Here is a 24,019-nt window from a genome sequence, read left to right on the forward strand (position 1 = left end):
GATTTACTGCGAAAGTTTGTTAATGGAAAGGAAGCCGCCAAAGTTGCCGACGTTATTGCGGAACTTACAACCGCTCAGGTATTTGCTGCATTTATCCTTCGTGATATCGGACGTTGGCTGGTCATATTCATCCGCGACCGCCGGACCGTGATAACCGCACTCATCGCCGCGATAGGTCCAGGTGCAGGTGTTGGCCAGCATGATACGTCCCGGAAAAACAGCGCCGTCCGTTTCCGTCGGCGTGGACAGTACAAAAGAGGCACTCACCGCGCTCAGTTCGCTGCACTGCTCAATGCGCCAGCGGCTGATCACCTCCTGCTCCGGATCGGCGTCACTGTTTCCGTTGACGAAGTTCACCGCATCCAGAAAACGGGCGTAAACCTTACGCCGGACCACCGTTCCGCCGACCAGACTCTGCAGATCTTCCGCCATCCCGGTGACCATACCGTACAGGTTAGAAACCGTCAGCGTGGGGCGCGTACTGGTGCCTTTGCCATTCAGTTCAAAACCACTCCCCTGAATGGGATACGGCTGATACTGTCGCCCCTGCCAGGTGACCGGCTCACCTTTTTCGTTCTGCTCATTACAGAAAAAATAACGTTCTCCACCGACCTCTGTCAGATCGATTTCCCAGAGCACCACGCTGGCCGACTGCTCCGCACGGGTGCATTCATTCAGTGTTTCCTGCCGGATATCCTGCATCAGTTCACCACCTGTTCAAACTCTGCGCTGAACTCAACACGCAGCATACTGACCCGCGACGACCATTTTGCGCAGGTCACCTTTATCTGCCGCCACTCATAAGGCGGCGTCCACAGAAAGGATTTCCAGCCCCCGTGCTCAGCCAGAAACGACTCAAGCGCCGTGGCCTCCCAACGGGGAACAGAAAGCGTCACGCTGTACGTTTTCAGGTTGGCATTCAGCCCGGCAGGCGCTCGCTGGGAATAGCCATCACCAAAGCGCACCTTTCTTACAGAAGGGGCCGAAGCCACATCCATACCGGGTTTCACTTTCCAGCGGAAGGTTTTCATCGTCCACCTCCGGAGAACAGGCCACCATCACGCATCTGTGTCTGAATTTCATCACGGGCACCCTTGCGGGCCATGTCATACACCGCCTTCAGAGCAGCCGGACCTATCTGCCCGTTCGTGCCGTCGTTGTTAATCACCACATGGTTATTCTGCTCAAACGTCCCGGACGCCTGCGACCGGCTGTCCGCCATGCTGCCCGGTGTACCGACATAACCGCCGGTGGCATAGCCGCGCATCAGCCGGTAAAGATTTCCCACGCCAATCCGGCTGGTTGCCTCCTTCGTGAAGACAAACTCACCACGGTGAACAATCCCCGCTGGCTCATATTTGCCGCCGGTTCCCGTAAATCCCCCGGTCGCAAAATGGAATTTCGCCGCAGCTGCCTGAATGGATGTACCGCCTGACGCGGATGCGCCGCCACCAACAGCCCCGCCAATGGCGCTGCCGATACTCCCGACAATCCCCACCATTGCCTGCTTAAGCAGAATTTCTGTCATCATGGACAGCACGGAACGGGTGAAGCTGCGCCAGTTCTGCTCACTGCCGGTCAGCATCGCCGCCATATTCTGTGCAATACCATCAAAGGTCTGCGTGGCTGCACTTTTAACCTGCAACATACTGTCCGTGACGCTCTCTTCCCACTCACTCCAGCCTGACCTGAGGCCTGCCATCCAGCTCCCGCGAAGCTGGTCTTCAGCCGCCCAGGTCTTTTTCTGCTCTGACATGACGTTATTCAGCGCCAGCGGATTATCGCCATACTGTTCCTTCAGACGCTGTTCTGTGGCTTCCCGCGCTGCCTGCCGGTCAGTCAGCCCCCGGTTTTTCGCATCAATGGCGGCCCGTTTTGCCCGTTGCTGCTGTGCGAATTTATCCGCCTGCTGCGCCAGCGCGTTCAGGCGCTCCTGATACGTAACCTTGTCGCCAAGTGCAGCCAGCTGGCGTTTGTACTCCAGCGTCTCATCTTTATGCGCCAGCAGGGATTTCTCCTGTGCGGACAGCTGGCGACGTTGTGCCGCCTCCTCCAGTACCGCGAACTGACTTTCTGCCTTCCACAAATCCCGGCGCTGCTGGCTGATTTTCTCATTCGCTCCGGCATGCTTCTCCAGCGTCCGGAGTTCTGCCTGAAGCGTCAGCAGGGCAGCATGAGCACTGTCTTCCTGACGATCGCCCGCAGACACCTTCACGCCGGACTGTTTCGGCTTTTTCAGCGTCGCTTCATAATCCTTTTTCGCCGCCGCCATCAGCGTGTTGTAATCCGCCTGCAGGATTTTCCCGTCTTTCAGTGCCTTGTTCAGTTCTTCCTGACGGGCGGTATATTTCTCCAGCGGCATCTGCAGCCGTTCGTAAGCCTTCTGCGCCTCTTCGGTATATTTCAGCCGTGACGCTTCGGTATCGCTCTGCTGCTGCGCATTTTTGTCCTGTTGAGTCTGCTGTTCAGCCTTCTTTCGGGCGGCTTCAAGCGCAAGACGGGCCTTTTCACGATCATCCCAGTAACGCGCCCGCGCTTCATCGTTAACAAAATAATCATCCTTGCGCAGATTCCAGATGTCGTCTGCTTTCTTAAACGCAGCCTCTGCCTTAATCAGCATCTCCTGCGCGGTATCAGGACGACCAATATCCAGCACCGCATCCCACATGGATTTGAAGGCCCGCGCTGTCCTGTCTGCCCAGGTCTCCAGCGTGCCCATGTTCTCTTTCAGGCGGCGGGTCTGGTCATCAAACCCTTTCGTTGCGGCCTCGTTCGCCGCCTGCAATGCCCCGGCTTCATCGCCGGAACGCTGCAACTGAGCAACATACGCAATCTGCTCCGCCGTCACGTTATGGAACTGGCGTGCCATCGCCGTCAGCCCCGACGTCGGGTCTGTGGTCAGCTTCCCGAAGGCTTCAGCGACCTTGTCCACCTCCACGCCGGATGCAGAGGAGAAACGCGCCACACTCTGGCTGATGGACGCAATCTGAGCCTCACCGCTTACCCCCGCCTTAACCAGTGCGCTGAGTGACTCGCTGGTCTGGTTAAACGTCAGCCCTGCCGCCTGCCCGGCTCTGGACAGGACCAGCATACGATCTGCCGTCAGTCCCGCCTGATTGCCGGAAAGGACCAGCGTTTTGTTGAAATCGGACAGGGTTGAGTTGCCCTGATACCAGGCATACGCCAGCGCACCGGTCGCCACCGCCAGCGAGGTGGCCCCCACCATCGGCAGGGTGATCGCACCGGCAAGCCCCCTGAACATGGGGATCATCCCGCCGAAGGAGTCCTTAACCTGACCACCCTGTTGCAGCAGGATCAGCCACGGACTTTGCCCGCCTGCAAGCTGCGTGGCCACGTCGGTGAACTGTGCAGGCAGCATACGCATAGCGGCTTTATACTGCCCGACGGAAATCCCCGCTTTCTGTGCAGCCAGCGCCTGTCGGCTCAGCGACTGTTCAACGACTGCCGCTGTTTTTTTCGCATCACTTTCCGTACCGGAAAAATGACGCCTGACTCTGGCCATCTGCTCGTCAAATCTGGCCGCATCCAGACTTAAATCAACGACCAGATCGCCTACCGGTTCAGCCATACCGGACTCCTCCTGCGATCCCTTCTGATACTGTCATCAGCATTACGTCATCCTCCGTCATGTCCGCCACATCCGGGGAAGCGGGGATAACTTCATTCCCGTCCGGGCCAAAGCGGACGCCTCCGGCAAGCCCTGCCGCTTTCTGCATCAGCACATCATCTTCAGGCTCTTCGTCAGCCTCACGCCGGTTCAGCAGACTGAAATCCAGCGGATGCATATCCGGATCGCTGAAAAACAGGCTGAGCACGGTGTACGTCAGCCCGGAAAAGTGCATATCCAGCAGAACATCATGAAAATAATGGGTACTGTAAAAGCGGTGCCAGTCGGCATACTCCGTGGATGACATCCCGGCAAGCATGGCACGCCAGTCGGGTCGCCCCATCTCACGCGCCAGTTTCAGGGCAAAACTCAGCTCACCGTCGAACACTTTCCCGCAGAAACAGGCTCTGCGGGCCCGGCGTCCTCTGTCTGTTCAGGGGCATTATTCACCACAAACTCATACATACCAGACAGCCGGTACACCACGTTTTCAGCATGAGAAATTGCCTCCGTGGGCCAGGTGGTAAGCACTTCCTGCTCAATCTGTTTAACGGCTTCATTCATGGACGGCATCTGCGTCTTCTGCGGATGGTTATGCCACAGGGACATCGCCACCAGAAACGCGCCGGTTCTGATGGCGTCTTCCACAGTAAACTTCCGGTTGCTGTCTGACTCCGCCTGTTCTGCCTGCCGTTTCATCAGGGCGAGATGCTCAATGCGCTGCAGGGCTGACAGTTCAGAAAGCGTGACGGTCACACCGTTATGTTCAAATGATTCGGTTTTCAGGAACATCTCTGACTCCCCGGATTAACTGGCGGTGACGGTGATTTCTGCAACCGCAGCAAGTTCACCATTACCGGATACGACCGGAATGTTGACCTTGCCTGCAGCAACACCTTTCACGGTGATGGTCATACCACTGACCGACACGGTGGCTTTTGTTTTATCCGCAGACACCGCACGGAAGCTCTTGTCGGTTGCGCCTTCCGGCTGGAATGCCACGGTCAGCGTGGTGCTCTGCCCTTTCACCACCGAGGTGCTGGCAGGCGTCACAGTCATGCCGGTTGCCGCTGTTACCGTGCTGCGATCTTCTGCCATCGACGGACGTCCCACGTTGGTGACTTTCACCGTGCGGGTGATCACTTCCTTCGCCGTCACCGCCTTACCGATACTGCTGACCCAGCCGCGGAACACATCGACCGTGCCATTCGGGAAGCGGATTTTATAGGCTCGGGTATCCCCTTCATTAAACCACGCCAGCAGCGCCTGCTGCCCCTGCTCTCCGGGCATCCACGCCAGCGTGAAGCTGGTATCTCCGGCAGATTTCTGCCCCTGCCCGGTCGCAGTCCAGTCCGCATCTTCATCATCGAGATAGCTGTCGTCATAGGACTCAGCGGTCAGTTCGCCGGGCGTCAGGTCTTTAACTTTAGCCAGACGCGACCAGTCAACGTCTGAAAGCGGGTTCGCATAAGGGTCACCGTTCCCCTTATAAACCCACAGTGTGGTCCCGGCCCCTTTCACCGGCATTACTGGATTTGGTACAGGCATATCGTCCTCACATTTCATAGGTAATGACATAAGTCAGATCGGCTGAACTCCACAGACCCGCATCATCGTCGCGCCGGTAGTCATAGCCACTGGCCACCATACTGGTGATCAAATCTGACAGTGCCGGGACATCGCTCATCACCGGATAAATCCGGGACTCCATCCACGAATCCAGCTCTGAATCCGGCACCTGAGCAGGCAGGAAAACTTCAATATGCAGCTCCGCCTGCCAGGTATCACTGTCCAGCTCTTCGCCCGTGTATTCAGCGCCGGTGAGATAAACGGCAATTGCCGGAAAATCCGCCTCATCAAAAACAGCGGGGCGACCATCAAAAAGCGTCGCCCCGGTGTCATGCTTCTCCAGTGCATCCAGTACGGCTGCACGGAGTTCAGTATGTTTCATCGCTTTATTACCATTCTCAGTTGATGCTGCAGCGCATAGCCCAGCTCTTTCGGAAGGCGTTCACGCCGTATCCGTTCAATATTCTGTTTAAACGCCGTGGTCAGCGGCACCGCCATCGGGATTTTCACCACATCAATGGGGTAACGGTTTTTCCCGGCCACACGCTGCATGACATGCCACCGGCCATTTTTCAGTTGCTGAATAAACGCGCCGGGAATACGACGGTTTCCCACCACAAGCACGCTGCCGCCACCTTTCAGGGCTGAACGCTGCCCCTTTTTACGACGTCTGCGGCGGGAAAGGACAACCCGCGCGTTACCCAGCCTGATTACGGGCAAATCCCCCCGGTTAACCCTGATTCTGGCCTGCGGATTTTTGACCGTGGCCCTTTTCAGCCTGGCCCTTTCCTTTACCAGTTTCCGGCGTACCTTTGTCTCACGGGCAACCTGTGCCACCGACTGCGATATCGCGGATGAAGCAACGCGGTTAATGGCCATTGCGGCGGCACCGGGCACCGCCGTTCTGCTGATACGGCTGAGGTTTTCAACGGCCTGCTCAAGACCTTTTATGGCCATACATCCCCCTTTCAGCGGCGACGGTTAACGGCAGGCGGTACGCCCCGCCCAAGCCAGAGATGACAGCTTCCGCCATCATCCGGCGAAATCCGGTCTATCCAGAAGTTTTCCTCACCGATGGTCAGCGTGTCGCCGCGCCGCAGCTGCCGCACATCATCAGTCTGGACAAACAGGGACGGGCTGGAGCCTTCAACGCGCACGCCCTGTCCGGCATAGCTGATATTTTCAGGGTCATCAAAAACACCACGTATCACAGCACCGGACTGCTCACCGGATGTCATGGTGGCTGACGTTCCCATGTACCCGCGTATCGTTTCATCGGCGCAGGCAATGGCAGCATCGAACAGGTTATCGAAATCAGCCACAGCGCCTCCCGTTATTGCATTCTGGCCAGGCCGCGCTCTGTCATTTCAGCTGCCACACCGGCAGAGACACGGAACGCCGTTCCCGGCAGCACAAATGCCACAGCCTCATCCCGCGTGGCGTGAAGTGCATCAGTATGCAGCGTCACCAGTGCCACAACCGTGACCAGATCAGCCGTATCAGTCACGGTATCCGGCTGCGCTGATACAACCTCATTTTCATGTCCGGTCAGCACATTTTCCGGGCTGAGAGGGGTATCCTGACCGGCAGTGTCGCCCGTGTCATCAAGCTCTTCTTCCAGCTCTGCCACACGGAGCGCCAGTTCTTCTTTCGTCCCCGTCAGGCTGATATCACGGTTCAGTTGTTCACCCAGCGAGCGGAGACGGGCAATCAGTTCATCTTTCGTCATGGACTCCTCCACAGAGAAACAATGGCCCCGAAGGGCCATGATTACGCCAGTTGAACGGACACGAACGCATCAGGATCAGCCAGCAGCATCAGCGGTGCTGACTGAATCATGGTGAACTCACGCGCCGGATCGCCGGTGGTCACCCAGTTTTTCGGGTAGCGGGCAGAGGCGTTAATACCTTCGCGCTGTGCGTCCGCATCCTGAATGCAGCCATAGGTGCGCAGACCGCGTGCCTGAGTGTTCCCCAGCACCATCGTGTTGTCCGGCAGGAAGTTCTTTTTGACGTCGTTTTCCACGTACTGTCCGGAATACACGACGATCGCCGTATCGCCATACATCCCCTTATAGGACACCGCTTCGCCCAGGTCTTTTACCGCTGTCTCCAGCTCGGAATTAGAGCCGCGACGGGTATCCAGCTTCTCCTTGACGGCTTTGAAGGAACGGAACAGCGCCCAGCCTTTCGGATCAAACACGATGATATTCACCACGCCGCTGGCGTTCAGCGCGTAGGCTTCGATATCGTCGGTCGGGTCATACGTGGACTTGTCACGCTTGCTCCACTCCGTGCCGCCGGACTGCGTGATGTTGTTCGCCGCACTGCGGCCCATATCCACCTCAACCGGATCGAAGGCTTCACCGGTCATGGTGTATTTGCCCTTGAGCACGGCAGAAACTGCCTGCATCTCTTCGACCTGAGCAATGGCCAGCTCTTCGTCACGCATGTTCTGCAGGATGATGCGACGGCGGCGGTAAGCCGGGTCCGCCAGATTCTGCGGATCTTCATCCGGCAGGCGACGCAGGGTCATCTGCGGATTCACCTCATGCTTCGGCTTGACATAACCCGGCGTAAATTCAGAGGTGGAGCCGCCACGGGAACGGATAACCTCACCGGAAACAATTGGCGAAACGTACAGCGCCATGTTTACCAGTCCAGGAATTTGTGAGAGATAGACTTTCTCCGTGGTGAAGGGATAGCTCTCACGGAAAAAGAGACGCAGAAACAGCGGATCAAACTTAAATTTCTGCTCATTTGCCGCCAGCAGCTGGGCGGTTGTGTACATCGACATAAAAAAATCCCGTAAAAAAAGCCGCACAGGCGGCCTTTAGTGATGAAGGGTCAGGTTAAACGATGCTGATTGCCGTTCCGGCAAACGCGGTCCGTTTTTTCGTCTCGTCGCTGGCAGCCTCCGGCCAGAGCACATCCTCATAACGGAACGTGCCGGACTTGTAGAACGTCAGTGTGGTGCTGGTCTGGTCAGCAGCAACTGCAAGAATGCCAACGGCAGCACCGTCGGTGGTGCCATCCCACGCAACCAGCTTACGGGTGGAGGTGTCCAGCATCAGCGGGGTCATTGCAGGCGCTTTCGCACTCAACCCGCCGGGCGCGGTTGCGGTATGAGCCGGGTCACTGTTGCCCAGCGGCTGGTAATGGGTAAAGGTTTCTTTGCTCGTCATAAACATCCCTTACACTGGTGTGTTCAGCAAATCGTTAACGGCATCAGATGCCGGGTTACCTGCAGCCAGCGGTGCCGGTGCCCCCTGCATCAGACGATCCAGCGCAGTGTCACTGCGCGCCTGTGCACTCTGTGGTGCTGCGGCCAGAATACGGCGGGCCGTTTCCACGGTCATACCGGGGGTTTCGGCCAGCACGCATGCCTGTTCTTCGCGTCCGTGAGCCTCCTCACAGTTGAGGATCCCCATAATGCGACTGTTTTCTGCCGCAACCGCTGCGGTGATCTGCGCGTTCACGTCCGGCTGCGCAGCGCTGGCGTTCTCGCCCTCCGTCGCTTGCACCACGCCAGTAACGTCAGCCTGCGAAGCAGTGGCTGAAACAGTTGTTGATTGAGTCTCTTTGGTCATTCGCCCTCCTGAGAGACGGGATTTACGTGCATCCAGTGCATCACGCATGACGGTGATCGCATCGGTACTGTTCACAAGTTCATCAGCCAGTCCGGCATCAATGGCCTCCTGACCGCTGTACACTGCAGCCTCGGTATCCAGCACAGCCTGCACGGACAGGCCGGTATATGCCGACACCTTCTGTGCAAACATCCGGCGGGTTGCATCCATCCGGGACTGCAGTGTTTCCCGGACATCATCCGGTAGATGGCTGTAGGGGTTGCCATCCACCTTATGGCTGCCGCTGTAAATCAGCGTGATTTCCACGCCCTGTTTCTCCAGCGCAGCACCGTAATTACTGTGAGCCATCATGACGCCGATGGAGCCTGTCCGGGCGGTCTGCGTGACCAGACGCCGGGAGGCGGCACTGGCAAGCAGCTGACCTGCGCTGCAGTTCATGTCATTGGCCAGCGCCCATACCGGCTTTATGTCACGCACACGGGCGATGATGTCAGCGCAGTCAAATGCCCCTGCCACCATTCCGCCGGGCGTGTCCATATCCAGCAGAATGCCGTCCACCATCGGGTCGCTGGCAGCCTGTTGCAGACGGGCGATAATGCCGTTGTAACCGGTCATCCCCGAATACGGCTGCAGCGCCCGCGTCCGGCTGACCAGCGTGCCGGAAACCGGCAGCACGGCGATGCCGTTCATGACCTGATAACTGCGGGCCTGTCGTGGTCCGTCATCATCACCGGATAACGCCAGCGTCGCGGGTGCCTCTCCGGCAGTCAGGCTGTCGCCGGACACCGCATCCGTCAGGCGACTGATCCCAAGCTGGCCTGCAAGCGCACAAAAGAAAACCCGCGCATAGGCGGGTTCAAGCATCAGCGGCTCATTAAAAGCCATGCTGGCAATATGCGGGAGATTACGCAGCTCTGCTGTCACTCTTCTCCTCCTCTGTTGATTGTCGCAGTCCGGATTCAAATGCCGCAGCCGCCCAGGCGGGCGGTTTAAGACCGGCTGCACGGCGCTCCATCGTTTCACGGACCTGCTGGGCAAAAATTTCCTGATAGTCGTCACCGCGTTTTGCGCACTCTTTCTCGTAGGTACTCAGTCCGGCTTCTATCAGCATCACCGCTTCCTGTACTTCTTTCAGACCATCGATGGCCATACGACCGGAGCCTATCCAGTCACAGTTCCCCCAGGCGCTGCGGGCTTCCTGAAAGCTGAAACGCGCTTTTGAAGGTAACGTCACCACGCGGCGAACGATGGCCTCTTCCAGCCAGCACAGAAACATCTGGCTCGCCTGACGGGATGCGACGAATTTTCGCCGCCCCATAAAGTACGCCCACGACTCGTTCGCACTGGCCCGTGCCGTGGAGTAGCTCATCTGGGCGTAATTCCGGGAAAGCTGCTCATACGAGACACCCAGCCCGGCAGCGATATACCGCAACAGTGACTGCTCAAACACGGAGTAGCCGTTATCCGTGTCCTGAGCCGTCTGCAGGTTCAGTGAGTCCCCCGGCATCAGGTGCGGCACTTTTGCGCCTCCCAGACGGACCGGTGCTGCGGCGTAATACGCGGCAATTTCACCAATCCAGCCGGTCAGCTTGTCCCGCTGCTCCTTACTGTTCGCGCCCAGAATAAAATCCATCGCTGACTGCGTATCCAGCTCACTCTCAATGGTGGCGGCATACATCGCCTTCACAATGGCGCTCTGCAGCTGCGTGTTCTGCAGCGTGTCGAGCATCTTCATCTGCTCCATCACGCTGTAAAACACATTTGCACCGCGGGTCTGCCCGTCCTCCACGGGTTCAAAAACGTGAATGAACGAGGCGCGCCCGCCGGGTAACTCACGGGGTATCCATGTCCATTTCTGCGGCATCCAGCCAGGATAGCCGTCCTCGCTGACGTAATATCCCAGCGCCGCACCGCTGTCATTAATCTGCACACCGGCACGGCAGTTCCGGCTGTCGCCGGTATTGTTCGGGTTGCTGATGCGCTTCGGGCTGACCATCCGGAACTGTGTCCGGAAAAGCCGCGACGGACTGGTATCCCAGGTGGCCTGAACGAACAGTTCACCGTTAAAGGCGTGCATGGCCACACCTTCCCGAATCATCATGGTAAACGTGCGTTTTCGCTCAACGTCAATGCAGCAGCAGTCATCCTCGGCAAACTCTTTCCATGCCGATTCAACCTCGCGGGAAAAGGCACGGGCTTCTTCCTCCCCGATGCCCAGATAGCGCCAGCTTGGGCGATGACTGAGTCGGAAAAAAGACCCGACGATATGATCCTGATGCAACTGGATGGCGTTGGCGGCATAGCCGTTATTGCGTACCAGATCGTCTGCGCGGGCATTGCCACGGGTAAAGTTGGGCAGCAGGGCTGCATCCACACTTTCACTCGATGGGTTCCACGCCCGCAACTGCCCACCAAATCCGCTGCCACCGCCGTGATAACCGGCATATTCACGCAGCGATGTCATGCCGTCCGGCCCCAGAAGGGTGGGAATGGTGGACATTTTCATACATAAAATCCTGCGGGTCCCCTGCGTCGCTGTGTCATGCCGGTCTGCACTTCCAGCTCTGCAATGTATTTTTTCAGGTCAGACACGGAAGTGGCCGTAAACTCCACCCTTCGTCCGTCTTTCTGTACCGTTGCCACCCGTTTTCCTGTCATCAGGTCATGCAATGCCGCACGGGCAGCGGCAAGTTCTTCCTGTCGCGTCATTCATCCTCTCCGGATAAGGCACGGGCGTAATCTGCCAGTGTTTTCTTGTTAGTTGCTGCACCATGCTCTTCCTGCAGGCTCGCCAGCAGTGCACTGAGATCCAGCTGCCAGCGGGAAATACTGATGCGCAGCGCCGCCAGCGCATAAACGAAGCAGTCGAGCGCCTCATTGCGTCGCTTTTTGCTGTCCCACAGTATTTTTTTCCTGCCATCCACCCATTTTTCGACCTGCTCTTCAGCAGTCAGCTGCTGCGCTTCGGTCAGATCAAAAATATCCGGGTTATTCGGGAAGTGAACGGCACCGGGAAGCGGTTCATCCCCTTCCGGCGTCAGTGTGAAGCGGTTATAAATCTGCTCTTTCGCGGTATCCGTACCAATTTCGGTAAGGTAAACCCCGTTTTTGTTTCGCTTACGTGGCATGCTGGCCACCGGCTTTCCGTAGACGGATGCCCCTTTAATGGGGATCACCCGGAACAGCCCATGTTTTTTCGAGCGTTCATACACAATGGTCGGGTCAATCCCGCCAGTATCCCAGCAGATACGGGATACCGACATTTCTGCACCATTCCGGCGGGTGTAGGTTTTATTGATGGCCTCATCCACACGCAGCAGCGTCTGCTCGTCGTCGTGGCGGCCCATAATAATCTGCCGGTCAATCAGCCAGCTTTCCTCACCCGGCCCCCATCCCCATACGCGCATTTCGTAGCGGTCCAGCTGGGAGTCGATACCGGCGGTCAGGTAAGCCACACGGTCAGGAACGGGCGCTGAATAATGCTCTTTCCGTTCTGCCATCACTTCAGCATCCGGACGTTCGCCAATTTTCGCCTCCCACGTCTCACCGAGCGTGGTGTTCACGAAGGTTTTACGTTTTCCCGTATCCCCTTTCGTCTTCATCCAGTCTTTGACAATCTGCACCCAGGTGGTGAACGGGCTGTACGCCGTCCAGATGTGAAAGGTCACACTGTCCGGCGGCTCAATCTCTTCACCGGATGACGAAAACCAGAGAATGCCATCACGGGTCCAGATCCCGGTCTTTTCGCAGATATAACGGGCATCAGTAAAGTCCAGCTCCTGCTGGCGGATGACGCAGGCATTATGCTCGCAGAGATAAAACACGCTGGAGGGGGCATCCGGCGTCCATTTGAGGCCAAACGGCGTCTCTTTGTCGCCAAATTTAAGATACTGCTCCTCCCCGCAGTGCGGGCAGGCAACATGAAAACGCATAAAATGCGGGGATTCACTGGCTGCACGCTCAATCTGGCAGGTGCCTCTCACTTTGGGCGTGGAGCCACGGATGGACTTTGGCCAGACCGAGCCTTCAATACGTTTGTCGCCAAGGAACGTCGGAGAGCCTTCCTGTTCAATATCCTCATCAAAGGCAGCAAGTTCATCATAACCCGCCACATCCACCGACTTTTCACGGTAGTTTTTTGCCGCTTTACCGCCCAGGCACCAGAAGCCACGACCATTGGAAAAACGCTTCATAGTGAGCGTGTTATCCCGGTGCTTTTTGCCATACCACGGAGCCAGCGCCAGCAGCGACGGAATATCGCGGATGGTCGGCTCAACGTGGGTTTTCATAAAGTTCTCGGCATCACCATCCGTCGGCAACCAGATAAGGGTGTTGCGCTGCTTATGCTCTATAAAGTAGGCATAAACACCCAGCAGCATTTTGGAATAACCGACACGGGCAGACTTCACCACATTCACCTCGCGGATGTAGTCACTGCCCATCGCATTCATGATGGCCCGCTGAAAGGGCAGTGTTTCCCAGCGCCCTTCCTGGTATGCGGATTCTTTCGGGAGATAGTAATTAGCATCCGCCCATTCAACGGCGGTCTGTGGCTCCGGCCTGAACAGTGAGCGAAGCCCGGCGCGGACAAAATGCCGCAGCCTGTTAACCTGACTGTTCGATATATTCACTCAGCAACCCCGGTATCAGTTCATCCAGCGCGGCTGCTTTGTTCATGGCTTTGATGATATCCCGTTTCAGGAAATCAACATGTCGGTTTTCCAGTTCCGGAAAACGCCGCTGCACCGACAGGGGGATCCCGTCGAGAATACTGGCAATTTCACCTGCGATCCGCGACAACACGAAAGTACAGAATGCGGTTTCCACCACTTCAGCGGAGTCTCTGGCATTCTTCAGTTCCTGTGCGTCGGCCTGCGCACGCGTAAGTCGATGGCGTTCGTACTCAATAGTCCCTGGCTGGAGATCTGCCTCGCTGGCCTGCCGCAGTTCTTCAACCTCCCGGCGCAGCTTTTCGTTCTCAATTTCAGCATCCCTTTCGGCATACCATTTTACAACGGCGGCAGAGTCATAAAGCACCTCATTACCCTTGCCACCGCCTCGCAGAACGGGCATTCCCTGTTCCTGCCAGTTCTGAATGGTACGGATACTCGCACCGAAAATGTCAGCCAGCTGCTTTTTGTTGACTTCCATTGTTCATTCCACGGCCAAAAACAGAGAAAGGAAACGACAAAGGCCCAAAAGTTCGTTTTCAGCACCTGTCGTTTCCTTTCTTTTCAGGGGGTATTTTAAATAAAAACATTAAGTTACGACGAAGAAGAACGGAAACGCCTTAAACCGGAAAATTTTCATAAATAGCGAAAACCCGCGAGGTCGCCGCCCCGTAACCTGTCGGATCGCCGGAAAGGACCCGCAAAATGATAATAATTATCATCTACATGTCACAACGTGCATCTACGCCATCAAACCACGTCAAATAATCAATTATGACGCAGGTATCGTATTAATTGATCTGCATCAACTTAACGTAAAAACAACTTCAGACAATACAAATCAGCGACACTGAATACGGGGCAACCTCATGTCAACGAAGAACAGAACCCGCAGAACAACAACCCGCAACATCCGCTTTCCTAACCAAATGATTGAACAAATTAACATCGCTCTTGAGCAAAAAGGGTCTGGGAATTTCTCAGCCTGGGTCATTGAAGCCTGCCGTCGGAGACTAACGTCAGAAAAGAGAGCATATACATCAATCCAAAGTGATGATGGATGAACATCCCGGTTTCTTCCACCATCGCACCGGAAAAGCGACTATGAGGGTAACCCTGCGTCTGTCAGCACAGTAAAACCCGGTGTGCATCGTTTTTGATTATTCCCGCACACTCACGCAGAAGGAATTCCCCGTCGGGCTACGGTCATGGTTAATGCGGGAATACGGCGACGATACAGCGCATGATGTGTCAGGCTTGAATGCCTTTATCCGTTAAAAGGGATATCAGTTAAGTTATCCCGTGCAGGGTATAAGCCATTATCAAGCCCACCCGTAGATAGGCTTTGTAATAGCTACTTCGCTTTTGCTTCCGCTCGCTTACGCCGGCGCTCTTCTTTCCTCTCGGCTTTTGCCATGTCCATGAATGCCTGCATGATCGAGTTCCGCATCATGTAGCTAACAAAGTGATGATTGACACAGCCGTTGAGGCGCAGCTGCTCGCCAAACTCATCCACCGAGGCCAATGCTTCCATCATGCCCTTCTCGCCTTTCATGAACTCTGAGAAGTCACGCCCATTCAATGACACGATCACTCATCCCGGAAGCCCGGGGATCGTAATCTGCAGCTGGTTAGCCAGGGAGTTAATCTCATCGACCAACACTGGCTTCGTATAGCGCCATGCCGCCAGCCCTTGTCCGCAGAAGCTCGCCATATCTTTTTTCTGATCAAACTCATGACACTTCATATTGAGCTGTGCACTTAAGCTGTTGCGATGCTGAAGTTCTCCGGTGAAGTAGTCATCCAGGACTTTATAGGCTGCATATTTAAATCCGGGGTTTAGCCATGCTGCATAATCATAAGCAACAAACTTCCCGCCATATGTTCCACCGTGTACACCGCGCTCAGTAAAAACCACAGATTCGTGGTTTTTCTCCAGCTCGGCTAAGAACTCTTTGGTCTGCTTGTTTCGCAGGTAGTGGTACGGAGATTCAGATTCACTTTTACCACTGGCTTTCCACATATCAGTGAGGCAGATCATGCCATCTTCACCGATACGAATTGGTTGATTGAAGAGGGTTAATGATTTCATAGCGTGTACCTACTCTTTGAAATGAACCTTTGCCGCACAGGAAACCAGCCCACCGAGGCTCGCCAGCACTAACTGGTATCCTCAAAGGCCCATTCCAAAGGGGCAGGTTCGGTGTAAAAAAACATGCGTTGCGGTACGCATTTATTGCAAAAAAGCCCCGCATCGCGAGGCTCATTAAATGGACTTTGTGATTTGCAAAAAAAATTATTTCAGGCATTGCGTCCTGATGTACTCCTGCAGGTAGTTAACCTGCGCGGTTATCCTGTCGATTCCACTTCGGAGACGGTAATAATTGAGTTCAGCATCTGCTGTAAGTCTTGGGCTTTCTCCATCGCCCATGCTGCTGGCTCCGGTCTTTGACTTTGCACAGGAGGCGGCGACTTGCAGCCGCTTACGCCCAGCAGAAACATCATCACGGAGACTTTCGATAGTCGCGTTAGCATCAGCAAGCTCCTTTGTATATCTGGCATCGAGTTCTGCTACGTCACGTTGACGCTTCTGCATGTCAGCGATGATGGATGTGGCTTTGTCGCGCTGTTCTTTGTAGGTCATGGCGTTATCACGGTAATGATTAACAGCCCATGACAGGCAGACGATGATGCAGATAACCAGAGCGGAGATAATTTCAGTTACCCTTCTCATATCCAGTCTCTATTGTCAGCGCTTCAACTGGAAATGAGGCCCATCTTTCAGAGTATTCCAGCCCCCGCCCCATTCAACAGGTGTATTCAGCTCTACAGCAGCCTGCTTAAATGCCTGTGCGATTTTCTCATACAAAGGCCACTCCCATGACACCTGGTTGTCAATGTAGGCCACAACATCCACAGCGTCACCTGTCAGGTGACGACTGTTCATTGTCTGGCTTTTACCTTCAGCGACCAATTGTTTCTGGCGTTCTCTCGTGCGCAGACCTTCCGTAATACCGAAATCAACCTCCGTTAATTCCAAAGCTCTGCGAACAACGGCAACCAGCCGTGGTTTGACGCCCTCCAGATTTTTCTCGCTTCGACGGCTGAATCTGAATTTACCAGGCATGCTCACCTCAGTAATGAAAGAATTGTTGTGACGTTACCACGTGCACGTATCACCAACACACAGAACAGCAAATTAAACCCCACCGCCAGCCAGTTCTCTTCTAACGGGTGCCCGCACAGATAGCTGATTGGCGTTAAGGCATAAAGCAGCATCAACAACCAAGCCAGCCATGACATCAGCGGTTTATACCTTGAATCACGACGACGATAAAAAAAGAGCGTCAGCACGATAACCGTGCATAACACCGCATTCAGCAATCCTGGCAGGTTACTTAACATTTGCCGCCTCCTCCCCCCCGCAGGCGGGAGAACATGCCGGACATCAGTGATGCGATATCCTGTTGGTGGATGAACGACAGCATCCTTACTGACACCACCGAGACCAGCACCGCACACAGTGCATCTGCTGATGTACTGTCATAACCAGTTTTTGATGCAATCCAGTCTGACAGCACGCGCGCGCCCAGCACACCGACAATGAACGACACCAGAAAATGTGCCGCCACACGCCAGACTGAAAGCGCCTGCGGAATCGTTGCCACAAACAACGCCCCAGCGAACGCACCAAACACAATCCCGAAATCCGTTCCGGTAAACAGCCCAAATATCGTCGCCCCGCCGAGCGCCGCAGCCGTACCGGAACCGGATAAAGGTTCAGACATAAACACCTCACAAAATCAGTGTTCTGATCATGTATATCATGTAGGAAATATATAATTAAGTATTCTTCTGTGGCCCCATACAATAATCTGCAGAGCTACAAGTACTTAAAGAAATAAGTTCATTAGCAGAGAATGCCTTTTTAAAATCAGGATCAGTCCACACATTCTCCTTGTAATAAACCCTTATGCTTTCACCTGTAGCATAATAATATTTAGCCATTTCCATCATGGTATCAAAACCTTGCTTATGATACCCATAAACATCCACTTTGCATATACTATTAACAGGAAGAGTTGAATTATCACGTTTTAGTCCAATGCAAAAAAACTGAGTATCCTTCCCCCCTGAATTATAAACACCATAAGCGAAGTTATTAATTTGAACATTACTAAGATACATATCATAATCAGCCATCCCTGCATAGCAGGCACCAGACGATAGTAAAGCAGTCATCAGCATAAAACTAATCTTATTCATCACTCTCTCCAACGAATATATAAAAAGAACAAATACACTATATAGGAATATAATTATAATATACCTACACCTTGCACAAGGCATTATTTGAATAAGTCGCTTAATACAGACCGCGCATCATAAAAATACACGTCATAGTAAGTTCCTCTATTATCCAGTCTATCATTCCTGACTCCTTTCAGAGCAAAACAGGCACTAATAAGACTTCCAAAGGCATTAATTCTTTCTCTAACAGATACTGAAGGAATCTCTAAGTCAGGAATAATACCTGGATTTACAAAAGTAGACGCTGGTATATATCTTGCGTTTGATATTCCAGGTCCATCTGATACACGACTGTTAAATCTATCGTAAGTCAACTCAACAGCATCAACGATATTTTCTGTAGGAATATATCCAACAGCAACAATCTCATTTTGCTCTCGCATCATTATCTGTTCAAATCCAGAAAAAGAAACTCCACGTCGAGAAATATAGTTAACAGATGGTTGAATTGAATAAAAAATATTATTTGCCCTTATCCGGTAACGATATAACCTCCCATGAAAACTAGAGCTTGAATAATATTGCCTTGCTATATTATATGTTTCTATTAAACTGGTTGTCGTGGCAATAAATGCACTATCTCTACTTCCTGCCGCACATGAGTCCCCCCTTAAATGCTGCTGTAAATTCCTGTTATTACCATGAGATCTAAACCCATCATGAAAAATTTCCTCAGGCGACCGTGAATCTACTCTATAAACAAAATCTATGGCATTAGCATACCATGAAAAAGAAAGAAGCAATGATAGAAATAATCTTAGCATATTATTCACACTCTTACTCCAGAGCCCCTGATTGTAAATTTATACCTCTATAAAGACATACACGCAACACTAGAATTCTGTAACTAATTACAATGGAGATATTCGCTTGCTATGCCAAGAAAAATATTGTACCAGTTGAGATATATTATGACATTTTAACTTTTATACAATATATGTATCCCAGCAACATATAGCACATGTGTCCATTGATGTTAACCTATACACTGGTTTCACTCCGTATCAATATACAAATTAATAAGTAACTATATCCATCAGATTAAATTTCCTCTAAAGCCATCAGAATAAATAATGCTTTAAATTTAAGATAGTGTTTCTTAAAATCTGATAGTTTCTTTTGAGATAGTCCATTGGTTATAGAATGGCATGTTATGAGACTGTTAGCTCGCAAATCTGTTGAACATTGTAAAGGAGCGTACCTTCTCCATGGTTCTTCTCTCCATGCTTGATGACCATCAGGAAAACCTGCTAAACGATACCCATCCTCATTTGGTGCTAAAGACAATCCCCTGAACAGATCGCCACGATATGAGTTATTTCTAATCATAGGCATTTCAATAATGCCAAAGCTAACACGATACCATCCAATTATTTGCGACAAAGGCACCCCACCAAGTGCTGCAACCTCATTTTCATAAGGATGTGGGCTGTAACGACCAAGAATACCATTGACGTCGAACATATTAGGAGCTGCTGAAATTACATATATATAATACTCATTGATCCCACCAAACATATTCTGACCAATATTATGAGCTGCGTTTAATGTTCTTGTAGTTGACACATATCCATCATCATAACGAGTATTACCTGATGGCATCCCTGTGACGTGATCGAATAAATTAATATTTATAGGAGTTCCCCTTTCATACGCATCATCTTGTCCTCGTGGCAACAACCCTCCTGCATTTCTTATTTGATCTGGTGCCCTACTATCAGCACGAAACAGGTCATTGGCATAAACATCATTTGTTAACAGGAAGAATATTAAAGCCATAGTTAATAACGTTATGAAACTGTTGGTTGTTCTTCTATATACAACCTCACATAATACATAATTCATAGCAGACGCCTATTAATAATACTTATCAATTAAAACTGTTTTAATAGTGCAAGCATCTTTACTAATTCCTAATCTAACACCATTATCAGAAAGATAAGCTTCGTGTAATATTCTATTAATATTATTGTCACCTGAGCGAGCCCAATCACTCTTCCCACATTTTTCTCCCTCTGGCAACCCATTAAACAAATAGTAATATATATTACTCTCAGACTCTCTTGCCCAATCAGCCTTTATCGATTTTACAGTAACTATATTCGTATCAATATTGGCAGCATATACATCAACTGATGCTGTATTAAAATAAACACAAAAAGCCAAAGCAACTATATACTTTATCTTGTTCATGTATTTACCATAATCATCAAATAAATAATTTTCGCATTATGTTGACCACAACTAACATCTATTAATCAGGTTAACATCCCATCAAAAACCGGAACAACAAACCTTCCTGAGACTTTACATATATGCCAATAACACCCGCACTAAATACGCTGATATAAAATACGAAAAATAATAAGGCATAGCTTACCATTAAAAATTGCACAAAAACACAGAATGTAATATTGCACCCATAACGATAATGATTGAATCATTACTCAACAACAAATTATAAAACATAAAATCCAACTATATTATCCATGTTGAATTACAAGATGCATTGTATTACAATATACCACTTACATTATATCACTTCAAAAACATCCCATTACAATAAATTAAAATCATCATTACTTCATATTCCTTGGTAATCCAAGCGATTATCCATAAAAATATCAACAACAAGTTTTTACAGTATCACACCAAATTTTCAAGTTTAACGCCACAACTCGACGATATATTTCAGTTGTGTGGGGAAATAACAACTCTTAACACAGTAATCTAGAAAATGCGGACCGCGTTAGTGTTTTTTATCTTTTTTCAGCTATTTTCTTACCACACTACTAAAAAATAAAGCAGGTGTTGCTAAACATCACGGTGACGTTGGCTTAGAATGAGGACATACTTTTGGATAAACATGCCCAGCAGCAACATGGCATTCAGGGCGATCCATCGTTCTTGTCTGGTTGTGTACATATGGCCGGCTTGATTGGAGTTCTTGACTTCCTTATCTGATGAAGAGGAAACTGTCTGTGAATCAGACAACTAGCCCGCTCACACCCAAGCAAAGAATCAGGGAACTTGAACTAGCGAACCAGAAAGCTGAGTTTTTTTAGTCGGTTATCTATGTCCTGCAAAATAATTATGTGGTGAGTATCGCAAAAAATCGTCCCGGCAAGTCCCGCGCAAAGTTCAGCCACAAATTAACTATTACGCATGCATGTCAGTTTCTAGGAACTGCAAACAGGAATTGTATCAGGGTAACACAAGGTGCAGAAAACGGCAGGAACATCATGCTCAGGTTCTTGATTTTGTTGCCAGAGCCTCTATCTGTGCGCGTAAACTGCATTATCTGCTACACACTCAGACCGATAAGAGGCTGAATATCGGACTAGAGCGTCTGTTTAACCTACTGGATGAATACAGGATATTGGTGCCAGTAAAACTGGTATATCACAAAACGACCAACAGCCATCACCACTTTTACCGGCATCCCAATCAGTTGAAAGTTGGCCAAGAGCAGATTACCACCCTTGAGACAGAGCAGATCTGGGTTGCCGACATTACTTACCTTCCCCTGCTCAGAGGCATGGTTTATCTGAGTCTGGTCACTAATGGATGCTCCAGAAAAATCGGAGGTTACCATGTTGAGGAAAATCTGCAGACTGAAAATTTGGTAAAAGAGTTCAGACAGGCTCTGAGACGAAAAAAAACGACAGCTCCTATGGTGCATCACTCAAACAGAGGGTTGCAATACTGTTCAGCTCCTTATCAGTCAGTCCATAAGAGCAACGGAATAACCTGTTCAATGGCTGATGGTTATGACTGATACCAGAACGTACTTGCTGAGCGAATAAACGGGCTCCTGAAAAATGTTTTTTACTCTCGCGTCCTGCAGACATGGTGCAGGACCGAGAAATGGTAAAAAAATCCGTGACAATTTATATCAGGAATAATCAATCCTTAATTTCTGGGTCCATATCTAAACTAATTTCCAGCATTGATAGGCAGCCATCAATAAACCCCTCAGCCATCTGTATCTCAATGCGTATTAGTTTCTCATCCTTTTTACAAGCTTTTGCCAGCTTTCTTTTAGAGATACCGTATAGGTAATGGGCAACAAGAAGTGAATGTTCGCTAGGTTTTTTTTGCTTCAGGCGAGCAAGACACCCTTCAATAATTAATGCATCACTATCTGAACATGCCTGACGTGTTTTGCTTGTATAAGGAATAAGCCCCTTAAATCCAGCAGCTATAGGTGAATAGTCAACACCGGAACTATCACTAGCCGCCCATGCCCCCCAACGTTCAAGAACAATCTGAATATCACGCATCAACTTTCTCCACAAAATCAGGCCAGCACGCCAATTGCCAGCGCACGATCGATAAAACGAAATATCAGCTCCAGCTGGGAGCCATACTTCTCTTCAAATGCCACGGTATCCGCATGCAGCTCGTCGTGATGCTTTCTGCACAAAGGCAACACAAAAAGGTCATGCGCTTTTGTTCCCATTCCACCCTGACCGTGACCTATCAGGTGGTGGGGATCATCAGCAGGCTTTCCACAACATGCACACGGCTGTGTCTTAACCCAGCGCGTGTACTTTTCATTAACCCAGCGGCGACGTTTTGGGCGTAACATAAAAGACTCCGGCGACTCCGGATCCACTTTCAGCGCCAGCACCTTTTTCGCTTTATCCTGGATGATGCTGGTGGCAGGAACCGAAGGCACAAGGTCACTTTCCCGGGTGACAGACGGCACAACAGGCTTCGGTAATCTCAGTGCCTTACGGGCTGCACTTTCCGGTAAGGCATCCGCCAGGTCATTACGAATCAGCCACCAGCACAGTTCCGGCATTGTCACAACGTGACTGTCATCAAAACCGAGATCCCGACGCACAACAGACAACACCCAGCGGGTACAGTTATCCGTTGCCATTGATTCCAGCCGTTCCGTGAACTGATCGCGCAGCTGGTTATCGCAGTGCCAGCACAGACGGATTGCGCCCGGCGTGTGTCGCATTGTGGTCATGTTCTCGCTGTGCCAGTCGGAATGAGGCCACTGGCAACCTTTTTCACGAAGTAACCAGCGTTCAAGACATTCCACTCCACCAGCACGACGAATCACTGCCTCATTGCGGAACACGGCCCGAACGGCAGGATCATCCGCCAGCGGTTGTGATGCCGCCGGAACGGCACCACTGGCAAAAGATGAATAACGTTCCGGCTCAGGCTCCAGCAGGACACGCCCCTGCATAAACAGGGGCATCAGCTCTGAACCTGGCCTGAACAATACGATCCCCATACGCGGGGCAATTTCAGGGGTCAGTAGCGCTCTCACGGTCACCTCAATGAACGGTATCGAGCAGCTTTAACAGCTCAGGGAATCGGGATTCGAAGAAATGCGGCTGCGTCTCGCGCGGATTTGCAGGACTGGTGATGTTCTTACCGAACATGCAGCCTTTCGCCGTCAGCGACCAGAATTTTTTAATGTTGTTAATTGCGGTACGGCTGTATCGTTCGCGTTGTTCAACGATCCCCAGCTTCGCCATCTGGTGATATGCCTGATTAGCCGTCAGGCGGATACCATACTGCTTCAGCAGTGCACTCAGCGACAGCGTAGGGCGGCTTGAACCATCTGGCGCATCAGCAGGTGCATCAATGGCATAGATCGGCATAAGTTCAGGAAGACCAGCTACCCTTGATAATTTCTGGTATGCACCAAGTTTCGAGGAGTTTGACAGATTTAGAGTCTTTGCTGCTGATTCAAGCAGAATGACCCCGGATTTAATTTTGTCGGATGTGGTTTCTTCTGGTGATGAATTATGAAGCGCATCAAAAGTACGTATCACTTTTAAGCTGAATGCCGGGCTGATCCACATTGCATATGCATAGACCAGCTCTTTACAGACATACGTCCCACCATTGCGCCCCTGAATGGTGATGACAGGAATACTACGGGAATCTCCCGTAGTTTCTTCTTCCAATAATTCCACAAGAGCCTTCGTTTCAGGACGACGCATAAACTCGTGAACTTCCAGCGAACGGGAGGAGCGATTCTCACCAGCGGCAAGAAGAGCAGCTTTCTGAAGGTCGTTAAGACAGTAGTTAGATTCAAAGTACTGGCGCACAGAAACGCCATCAATTACAAGCAACTGATTCATTGGTTTCTCCACAAATTTCGGGACTGCACTCCCTTTTCGTTGATGCAAGATGAACTTACTGCGATTTTTAATAGTTATCAAGGATACACTGTTCATAAATACAGTATCTTTAACGAGGTAATACCCAAATTTAGGGTGT

Annotated in this window: 31 protein-coding genes and 1 pseudogene; 2 read left to right on the forward strand and 30 right to left on the reverse strand. The window is 51.5% G+C overall.

Annotated features, from left to right (window positions below; genetic code table 11):
• Positions 1 to 3 precede the first annotated feature (3 nt).
• The 17 genes from AABJ99_RS20120 to AABJ99_RS20200 are packed head-to-tail and all read right to left on the reverse strand — an operon-like array spanning position 4 to position 13,937.
• Entirely contained in the window at positions 4 to 702 is a 699-nt protein-coding gene (locus tag AABJ99_RS20120) for a phage minor tail protein L (RefSeq protein WP_338387418.1), read from the reverse strand.
• The gene (locus tag AABJ99_RS20125) at positions 702 to 1,031 is read right to left on the reverse strand and encodes a phage tail protein (protein ID WP_000847349.1); all 330 of its coding nucleotides are present in this window, start codon (positions 1,029 to 1,031) and stop codon (positions 702 to 704) included. The genes AABJ99_RS20120 and AABJ99_RS20125 overlap by 1 nt, the downstream gene beginning before the upstream one ends.
• Positions 1,028 to 3,589: a phage tail tape measure protein gene (locus AABJ99_RS20130; protein WP_338387419.1), complete on the reverse strand. Its 2,562-nt coding sequence runs from the start codon at positions 3,587 to 3,589 to the stop codon at positions 1,028 to 1,030. The genes AABJ99_RS20125 and AABJ99_RS20130 overlap by 4 nt, the downstream gene beginning before the upstream one ends.
• Positions 3,582 to 4,016: a phage tail assembly protein T gene (locus tag AABJ99_RS20135; protein ID WP_000459457.1), complete on the reverse strand. Its 435-nt coding sequence runs from the start codon at positions 4,014 to 4,016 to the stop codon at positions 3,582 to 3,584. Before AABJ99_RS20135 ends, AABJ99_RS20130 begins: the two co-directional genes overlap by 8 nt.
• Complete coding sequence (gpG, locus tag AABJ99_RS20140) at positions 3,998 to 4,420, reverse strand: phage tail assembly chaperone G (RefSeq protein WP_000479153.1); 423 nt, start codon at positions 4,418 to 4,420, stop codon at positions 3,998 to 4,000. The genes AABJ99_RS20135 and gpG overlap by 19 nt, the downstream gene beginning before the upstream one ends.
• A 15-nt stretch (positions 4,421 to 4,435) precedes the next feature.
• The gene (locus tag AABJ99_RS20145) at positions 4,436 to 5,176 is read right to left on the reverse strand and encodes a phage tail protein (protein ID WP_016245265.1); all 741 of its coding nucleotides are present in this window, start codon (positions 5,174 to 5,176) and stop codon (positions 4,436 to 4,438) included.
• 7 nt (positions 5,177 to 5,183) lie between these two features.
• The gene (locus AABJ99_RS20150; RefSeq protein WP_000683129.1) at positions 5,184 to 5,579 is read right to left on the reverse strand and encodes a phage minor tail U family protein; all 396 of its coding nucleotides are present in this window, start codon (positions 5,577 to 5,579) and stop codon (positions 5,184 to 5,186) included.
• On the reverse strand, positions 5,576 to 6,154 hold the full coding sequence (locus tag AABJ99_RS20155) for a phage tail protein (RefSeq protein WP_016245263.1): 579 nt from the start codon (positions 6,152 to 6,154) through the stop codon (positions 5,576 to 5,578). The genes AABJ99_RS20150 and AABJ99_RS20155 overlap by 4 nt, the downstream gene beginning before the upstream one ends.
• An 11-nt stretch (positions 6,155 to 6,165) precedes the next feature.
• Entirely contained in the window at positions 6,166 to 6,519 is a 354-nt protein-coding gene (locus tag AABJ99_RS20160) for a head-tail joining protein (RefSeq protein ID WP_000752954.1), read from the reverse strand.
• Positions 6,520 to 6,530: 11 nt separating this feature from the next.
• On the reverse strand, positions 6,531 to 6,926 hold the full coding sequence (locus tag AABJ99_RS20165) for a DNA-packaging protein FI (RefSeq protein WP_000158882.1): 396 nt from the start codon (positions 6,924 to 6,926) through the stop codon (positions 6,531 to 6,533).
• Positions 6,927 to 6,967: 41 nt separating this feature from the next.
• A complete protein-coding gene (locus AABJ99_RS20170; protein WP_000063238.1) occupies positions 6,968 to 7,993 on the reverse strand; it encodes a major capsid protein in 1,026 nt (341 codons plus the stop codon).
• Between the two features lie 55 nt (positions 7,994 to 8,048).
• Positions 8,049 to 8,381, reverse strand: coding sequence for a head decoration protein (locus tag AABJ99_RS20175; protein WP_001299443.1), 333 nt, complete (start codon positions 8,379 to 8,381; stop codon positions 8,049 to 8,051).
• A gap of 9 nt (positions 8,382 to 8,390) precedes the next feature.
• A complete protein-coding gene (locus tag AABJ99_RS20180) occupies positions 8,391 to 9,710 on the reverse strand; it encodes a S49 family peptidase (RefSeq protein ID WP_032282457.1) in 1,320 nt (439 codons plus the stop codon).
• On the reverse strand, positions 9,691 to 11,292 hold the full coding sequence (locus tag AABJ99_RS20185) for a phage portal protein (RefSeq protein WP_047604244.1): 1,602 nt from the start codon (positions 11,290 to 11,292) through the stop codon (positions 9,691 to 9,693). Before AABJ99_RS20185 ends, AABJ99_RS20180 begins: the two co-directional genes overlap by 20 nt.
• The gene (locus AABJ99_RS20190; protein WP_000198149.1) at positions 11,289 to 11,495 is read right to left on the reverse strand and encodes a phage head-tail joining protein; all 207 of its coding nucleotides are present in this window, start codon (positions 11,493 to 11,495) and stop codon (positions 11,289 to 11,291) included. The genes AABJ99_RS20185 and AABJ99_RS20190 overlap by 4 nt, the downstream gene beginning before the upstream one ends.
• Positions 11,492 to 13,417 carry a phage terminase large subunit family protein gene (locus AABJ99_RS20195; RefSeq protein WP_338387420.1) on the reverse strand — a complete coding sequence of 642 codons (1,926 nt, stop codon included), beginning with the start codon at positions 13,415 to 13,417 and terminating at the stop codon, positions 11,492 to 11,494. The genes AABJ99_RS20190 and AABJ99_RS20195 overlap by 4 nt, the downstream gene beginning before the upstream one ends.
• Entirely contained in the window at positions 13,392 to 13,937 is a 546-nt protein-coding gene (locus AABJ99_RS20200) for a DNA-packaging protein (protein ID WP_338387421.1), read from the reverse strand. Before AABJ99_RS20200 ends, AABJ99_RS20195 begins: the two co-directional genes overlap by 26 nt.
• 388 nt (positions 13,938 to 14,325) lie before the next feature.
• On the opposite strand from AABJ99_RS20200, the gene AABJ99_RS20205 reads away from it, so the two are divergent.
• Complete coding sequence (locus AABJ99_RS20205; RefSeq protein WP_001307652.1) at positions 14,326 to 14,520, forward strand: YlcI/YnfO family protein; 195 nt, start codon at positions 14,326 to 14,328, stop codon at positions 14,518 to 14,520.
• Positions 14,521 to 14,810: 290 nt separating this feature from the next.
• Here the strand turns inward: AABJ99_RS20205 and AABJ99_RS20210 are convergent, their stop codons facing one another.
• From AABJ99_RS20210 to AABJ99_RS20255, 10 genes are all read right to left on the reverse strand, one after another.
• Positions 14,811 to 15,011, reverse strand: coding sequence for a hypothetical protein (locus AABJ99_RS20210; protein WP_001335766.1), 201 nt, complete (start codon positions 15,009 to 15,011; stop codon positions 14,811 to 14,813).
• Between the two features lie 39 nt (positions 15,012 to 15,050).
• Complete coding sequence (locus AABJ99_RS20215; RefSeq protein ID WP_338387422.1) at positions 15,051 to 15,548, reverse strand: KilA-N domain-containing protein; 498 nt, start codon at positions 15,546 to 15,548, stop codon at positions 15,051 to 15,053.
• 204 nt (positions 15,549 to 15,752) lie between these two features.
• Entirely contained in the window at positions 15,753 to 16,190 is a 438-nt protein-coding gene (locus tag AABJ99_RS20220; protein ID WP_338387423.1) for a lysis protein, read from the reverse strand.
• A 15-nt stretch (positions 16,191 to 16,205) separates the two neighbouring features.
• The gene (locus tag AABJ99_RS20225; protein ID WP_338387424.1) at positions 16,206 to 16,583 is read right to left on the reverse strand and encodes a M15 family metallopeptidase; all 378 of its coding nucleotides are present in this window, start codon (positions 16,581 to 16,583) and stop codon (positions 16,206 to 16,208) included.
• A gap of 2 nt (positions 16,584 to 16,585) precedes the next feature.
• Positions 16,586 to 16,861, reverse strand: a complete 276-nt coding sequence (locus AABJ99_RS20230; RefSeq protein ID WP_338387425.1) for a phage holin family protein — start codon at positions 16,859 to 16,861, stop codon at positions 16,586 to 16,588.
• A complete protein-coding gene (locus AABJ99_RS20235; protein ID WP_338387426.1) occupies positions 16,855 to 17,244 on the reverse strand; it encodes a putative holin in 390 nt (129 codons plus the stop codon). Before AABJ99_RS20235 ends, AABJ99_RS20230 begins: the two co-directional genes overlap by 7 nt.
• 55 nt (positions 17,245 to 17,299) lie before the next feature.
• On the reverse strand, positions 17,300 to 17,722 hold the full coding sequence (locus tag AABJ99_RS20240) for a subtilase family AB5 toxin binding subunit (protein WP_338387427.1): 423 nt from the start codon (positions 17,720 to 17,722) through the stop codon (positions 17,300 to 17,302).
• An 83-nt stretch (positions 17,723 to 17,805) separates the two neighbouring features.
• On the reverse strand, positions 17,806 to 18,531 hold the full coding sequence (locus AABJ99_RS20245) for a scabin-related ADP-ribosyltransferase (RefSeq protein ID WP_338387575.1): 726 nt from the start codon (positions 18,529 to 18,531) through the stop codon (positions 17,806 to 17,808).
• A 277-nt stretch (positions 18,532 to 18,808) separates the two neighbouring features.
• Positions 18,809 to 19,612 (reverse strand): enterotoxin A family protein, encoded by an 804-nt coding sequence (locus tag AABJ99_RS20250; protein ID WP_338387428.1) that lies wholly within the window; start codon positions 19,610 to 19,612, stop codon positions 18,809 to 18,811.
• A gap of 12 nt (positions 19,613 to 19,624) precedes the next feature.
• Entirely contained in the window at positions 19,625 to 19,960 is a 336-nt protein-coding gene (locus AABJ99_RS20255) for a hypothetical protein (RefSeq protein ID WP_338387429.1), read from the reverse strand.
• Between the two features lie 669 nt (positions 19,961 to 20,629).
• Between AABJ99_RS20255 and AABJ99_RS20260 the strand changes: the two are divergent.
• Positions 20,630 to 21,739 (forward strand): annotated as a pseudogene (locus AABJ99_RS20260) (IS3 family transposase); the annotation flags it as partial.
• Here AABJ99_RS20260 and AABJ99_RS20265 read toward each other — a convergent pair.
• The 3 genes from AABJ99_RS20265 to AABJ99_RS20275 are packed head-to-tail and all read right to left on the reverse strand — an operon-like array spanning position 21,673 to position 23,880.
• Positions 21,673 to 22,053, reverse strand: a complete 381-nt coding sequence (locus tag AABJ99_RS20265; protein ID WP_338387430.1) for an antiterminator Q family protein — start codon at positions 22,051 to 22,053, stop codon at positions 21,673 to 21,675. The pseudogene AABJ99_RS20260 and the gene AABJ99_RS20265 sit on opposite strands and share 67 nt — an antisense overlap.
• A 14-nt stretch (positions 22,054 to 22,067) precedes the next feature.
• Positions 22,068 to 23,057 carry a DUF968 domain-containing protein gene (locus AABJ99_RS20270; RefSeq protein ID WP_021538841.1) on the reverse strand — a complete coding sequence of 330 codons (990 nt, stop codon included), beginning with the start codon at positions 23,055 to 23,057 and terminating at the stop codon, positions 22,068 to 22,070.
• 7 nt (positions 23,058 to 23,064) lie between these two features.
• Positions 23,065 to 23,880, reverse strand: a complete 816-nt coding sequence (locus tag AABJ99_RS20275; protein WP_338387431.1) for a KilA-N domain-containing protein — start codon at positions 23,878 to 23,880, stop codon at positions 23,065 to 23,067.
• Positions 23,881 to 24,019 lie beyond the last annotated feature (139 nt).

Source organism: Escherichia coli (genome assembly GCF_036503815.1).
Taxonomy (GTDB): domain Bacteria; phylum Pseudomonadota; class Gammaproteobacteria; order Enterobacterales; family Enterobacteriaceae; genus Escherichia; species Escherichia coli_F.

Excerpts from the sequence above, each read along its gene's own strand:
- AABJ99_RS20215 (WP_338387422.1), bottom strand. The coding sequence starts at position 15,548 with ATGAAATCATTAACCCTCTTCAATCAACCAATTCGTATCGGTGAAGAT.
- AABJ99_RS20165 (WP_000158882.1), bottom strand. The coding sequence starts at position 6,926 with ATGACGAAAGATGAACTGATTGCCCGTCTCCGCTCGCTGGGTGAACAA.
- AABJ99_RS20190 (WP_000198149.1), bottom strand. The coding sequence starts at position 11,495 with ATGACGCGACAGGAAGAACTTGCCGCTGCCCGTGCGGCATTGCATGAC.
- AABJ99_RS20175 (WP_001299443.1), bottom strand. The coding sequence starts at position 8,381 with ATGACGAGCAAAGAAACCTTTACCCATTACCAGCCGCTGGGCAACAGT.
- AABJ99_RS20235 (WP_338387426.1), bottom strand. The coding sequence starts at position 17,244 with ATGTCTGAACCTTTATCCGGTTCCGGTACGGCTGCGGCGCTCGGCGGG.
- AABJ99_RS20210 (WP_001335766.1), bottom strand. The coding sequence starts at position 15,011 with ATGAAAGGCGAGAAGGGCATGATGGAAGCATTGGCCTCGGTGGATGAG.
- AABJ99_RS20145 (WP_016245265.1), bottom strand. The coding sequence starts at position 5,176 with ATGCCTGTACCAAATCCAGTAATGCCGGTGAAAGGGGCCGGGACCACA.
- AABJ99_RS20220 (WP_338387423.1), bottom strand. The coding sequence starts at position 16,190 with ATGAGAAGGGTAACTGAAATTATCTCCGCTCTGGTTATCTGCATCATC.
- AABJ99_RS20225 (WP_338387424.1), bottom strand. The coding sequence starts at position 16,583 with ATGCCTGGTAAATTCAGATTCAGCCGTCGAAGCGAGAAAAATCTGGAG.
- AABJ99_RS20120 (WP_338387418.1), bottom strand. The coding sequence starts at position 702 with ATGCAGGATATCCGGCAGGAAACACTGAATGAATGCACCCGTGCGGAG.
- AABJ99_RS20240 (WP_338387427.1), bottom strand. The coding sequence starts at position 17,722 with ATGAATAAGATTAGTTTTATGCTGATGACTGCTTTACTATCGTCTGGT.
- AABJ99_RS20200 (WP_338387421.1), bottom strand. The coding sequence starts at position 13,937 with ATGGAAGTCAACAAAAAGCAGCTGGCTGACATTTTCGGTGCGAGTATC.
- AABJ99_RS20185 (WP_047604244.1), bottom strand. The coding sequence starts at position 11,292 with ATGAAAATGTCCACCATTCCCACCCTTCTGGGGCCGGACGGCATGACA.
- AABJ99_RS20250 (WP_338387428.1), bottom strand. The coding sequence starts at position 19,612 with ATGAATTATGTATTATGTGAGGTTGTATATAGAAGAACAACCAACAGT.
- AABJ99_RS20150 (WP_000683129.1), bottom strand. The coding sequence starts at position 5,579 with ATGAAACATACTGAACTCCGTGCAGCCGTACTGGATGCACTGGAGAAG.
- AABJ99_RS20130 (WP_338387419.1), bottom strand. The coding sequence starts at position 3,589 with ATGGCTGAACCGGTAGGCGATCTGGTCGTTGATTTAAGTCTGGATGCG.
- AABJ99_RS20245 (WP_338387575.1), bottom strand. The coding sequence starts at position 18,531 with ATGCTAAGATTATTTCTATCATTGCTTCTTTCTTTTTCATGGTATGCT.
- AABJ99_RS20255 (WP_338387429.1), bottom strand. The coding sequence starts at position 19,960 with ATGAACAAGATAAAGTATATAGTTGCTTTGGCTTTTTGTGTTTATTTT.
- AABJ99_RS20205 (WP_001307652.1), top strand. The coding sequence starts at position 14,326 with ATGTCAACGAAGAACAGAACCCGCAGAACAACAACCCGCAACATCCGC.
- AABJ99_RS20155 (WP_016245263.1), bottom strand. The coding sequence starts at position 6,154 with ATGGCCATAAAAGGTCTTGAGCAGGCCGTTGAAAACCTCAGCCGTATC.
- AABJ99_RS20170 (WP_000063238.1), bottom strand. The coding sequence starts at position 7,993 with ATGTCGATGTACACAACCGCCCAGCTGCTGGCGGCAAATGAGCAGAAA.
- gpG (WP_000479153.1), bottom strand. The coding sequence starts at position 4,420 with ATGTTCCTGAAAACCGAATCATTTGAACATAACGGTGTGACCGTCACG.
- AABJ99_RS20230 (WP_338387425.1), bottom strand. The coding sequence starts at position 16,861 with ATGTTAAGTAACCTGCCAGGATTGCTGAATGCGGTGTTATGCACGGTT.
- AABJ99_RS20125 (WP_000847349.1), bottom strand. The coding sequence starts at position 1,031 with ATGAAAACCTTCCGCTGGAAAGTGAAACCCGGTATGGATGTGGCTTCG.
- AABJ99_RS20275 (WP_338387431.1), bottom strand. The coding sequence starts at position 23,880 with ATGAATCAGTTGCTTGTAATTGATGGCGTTTCTGTGCGCCAGTACTTT.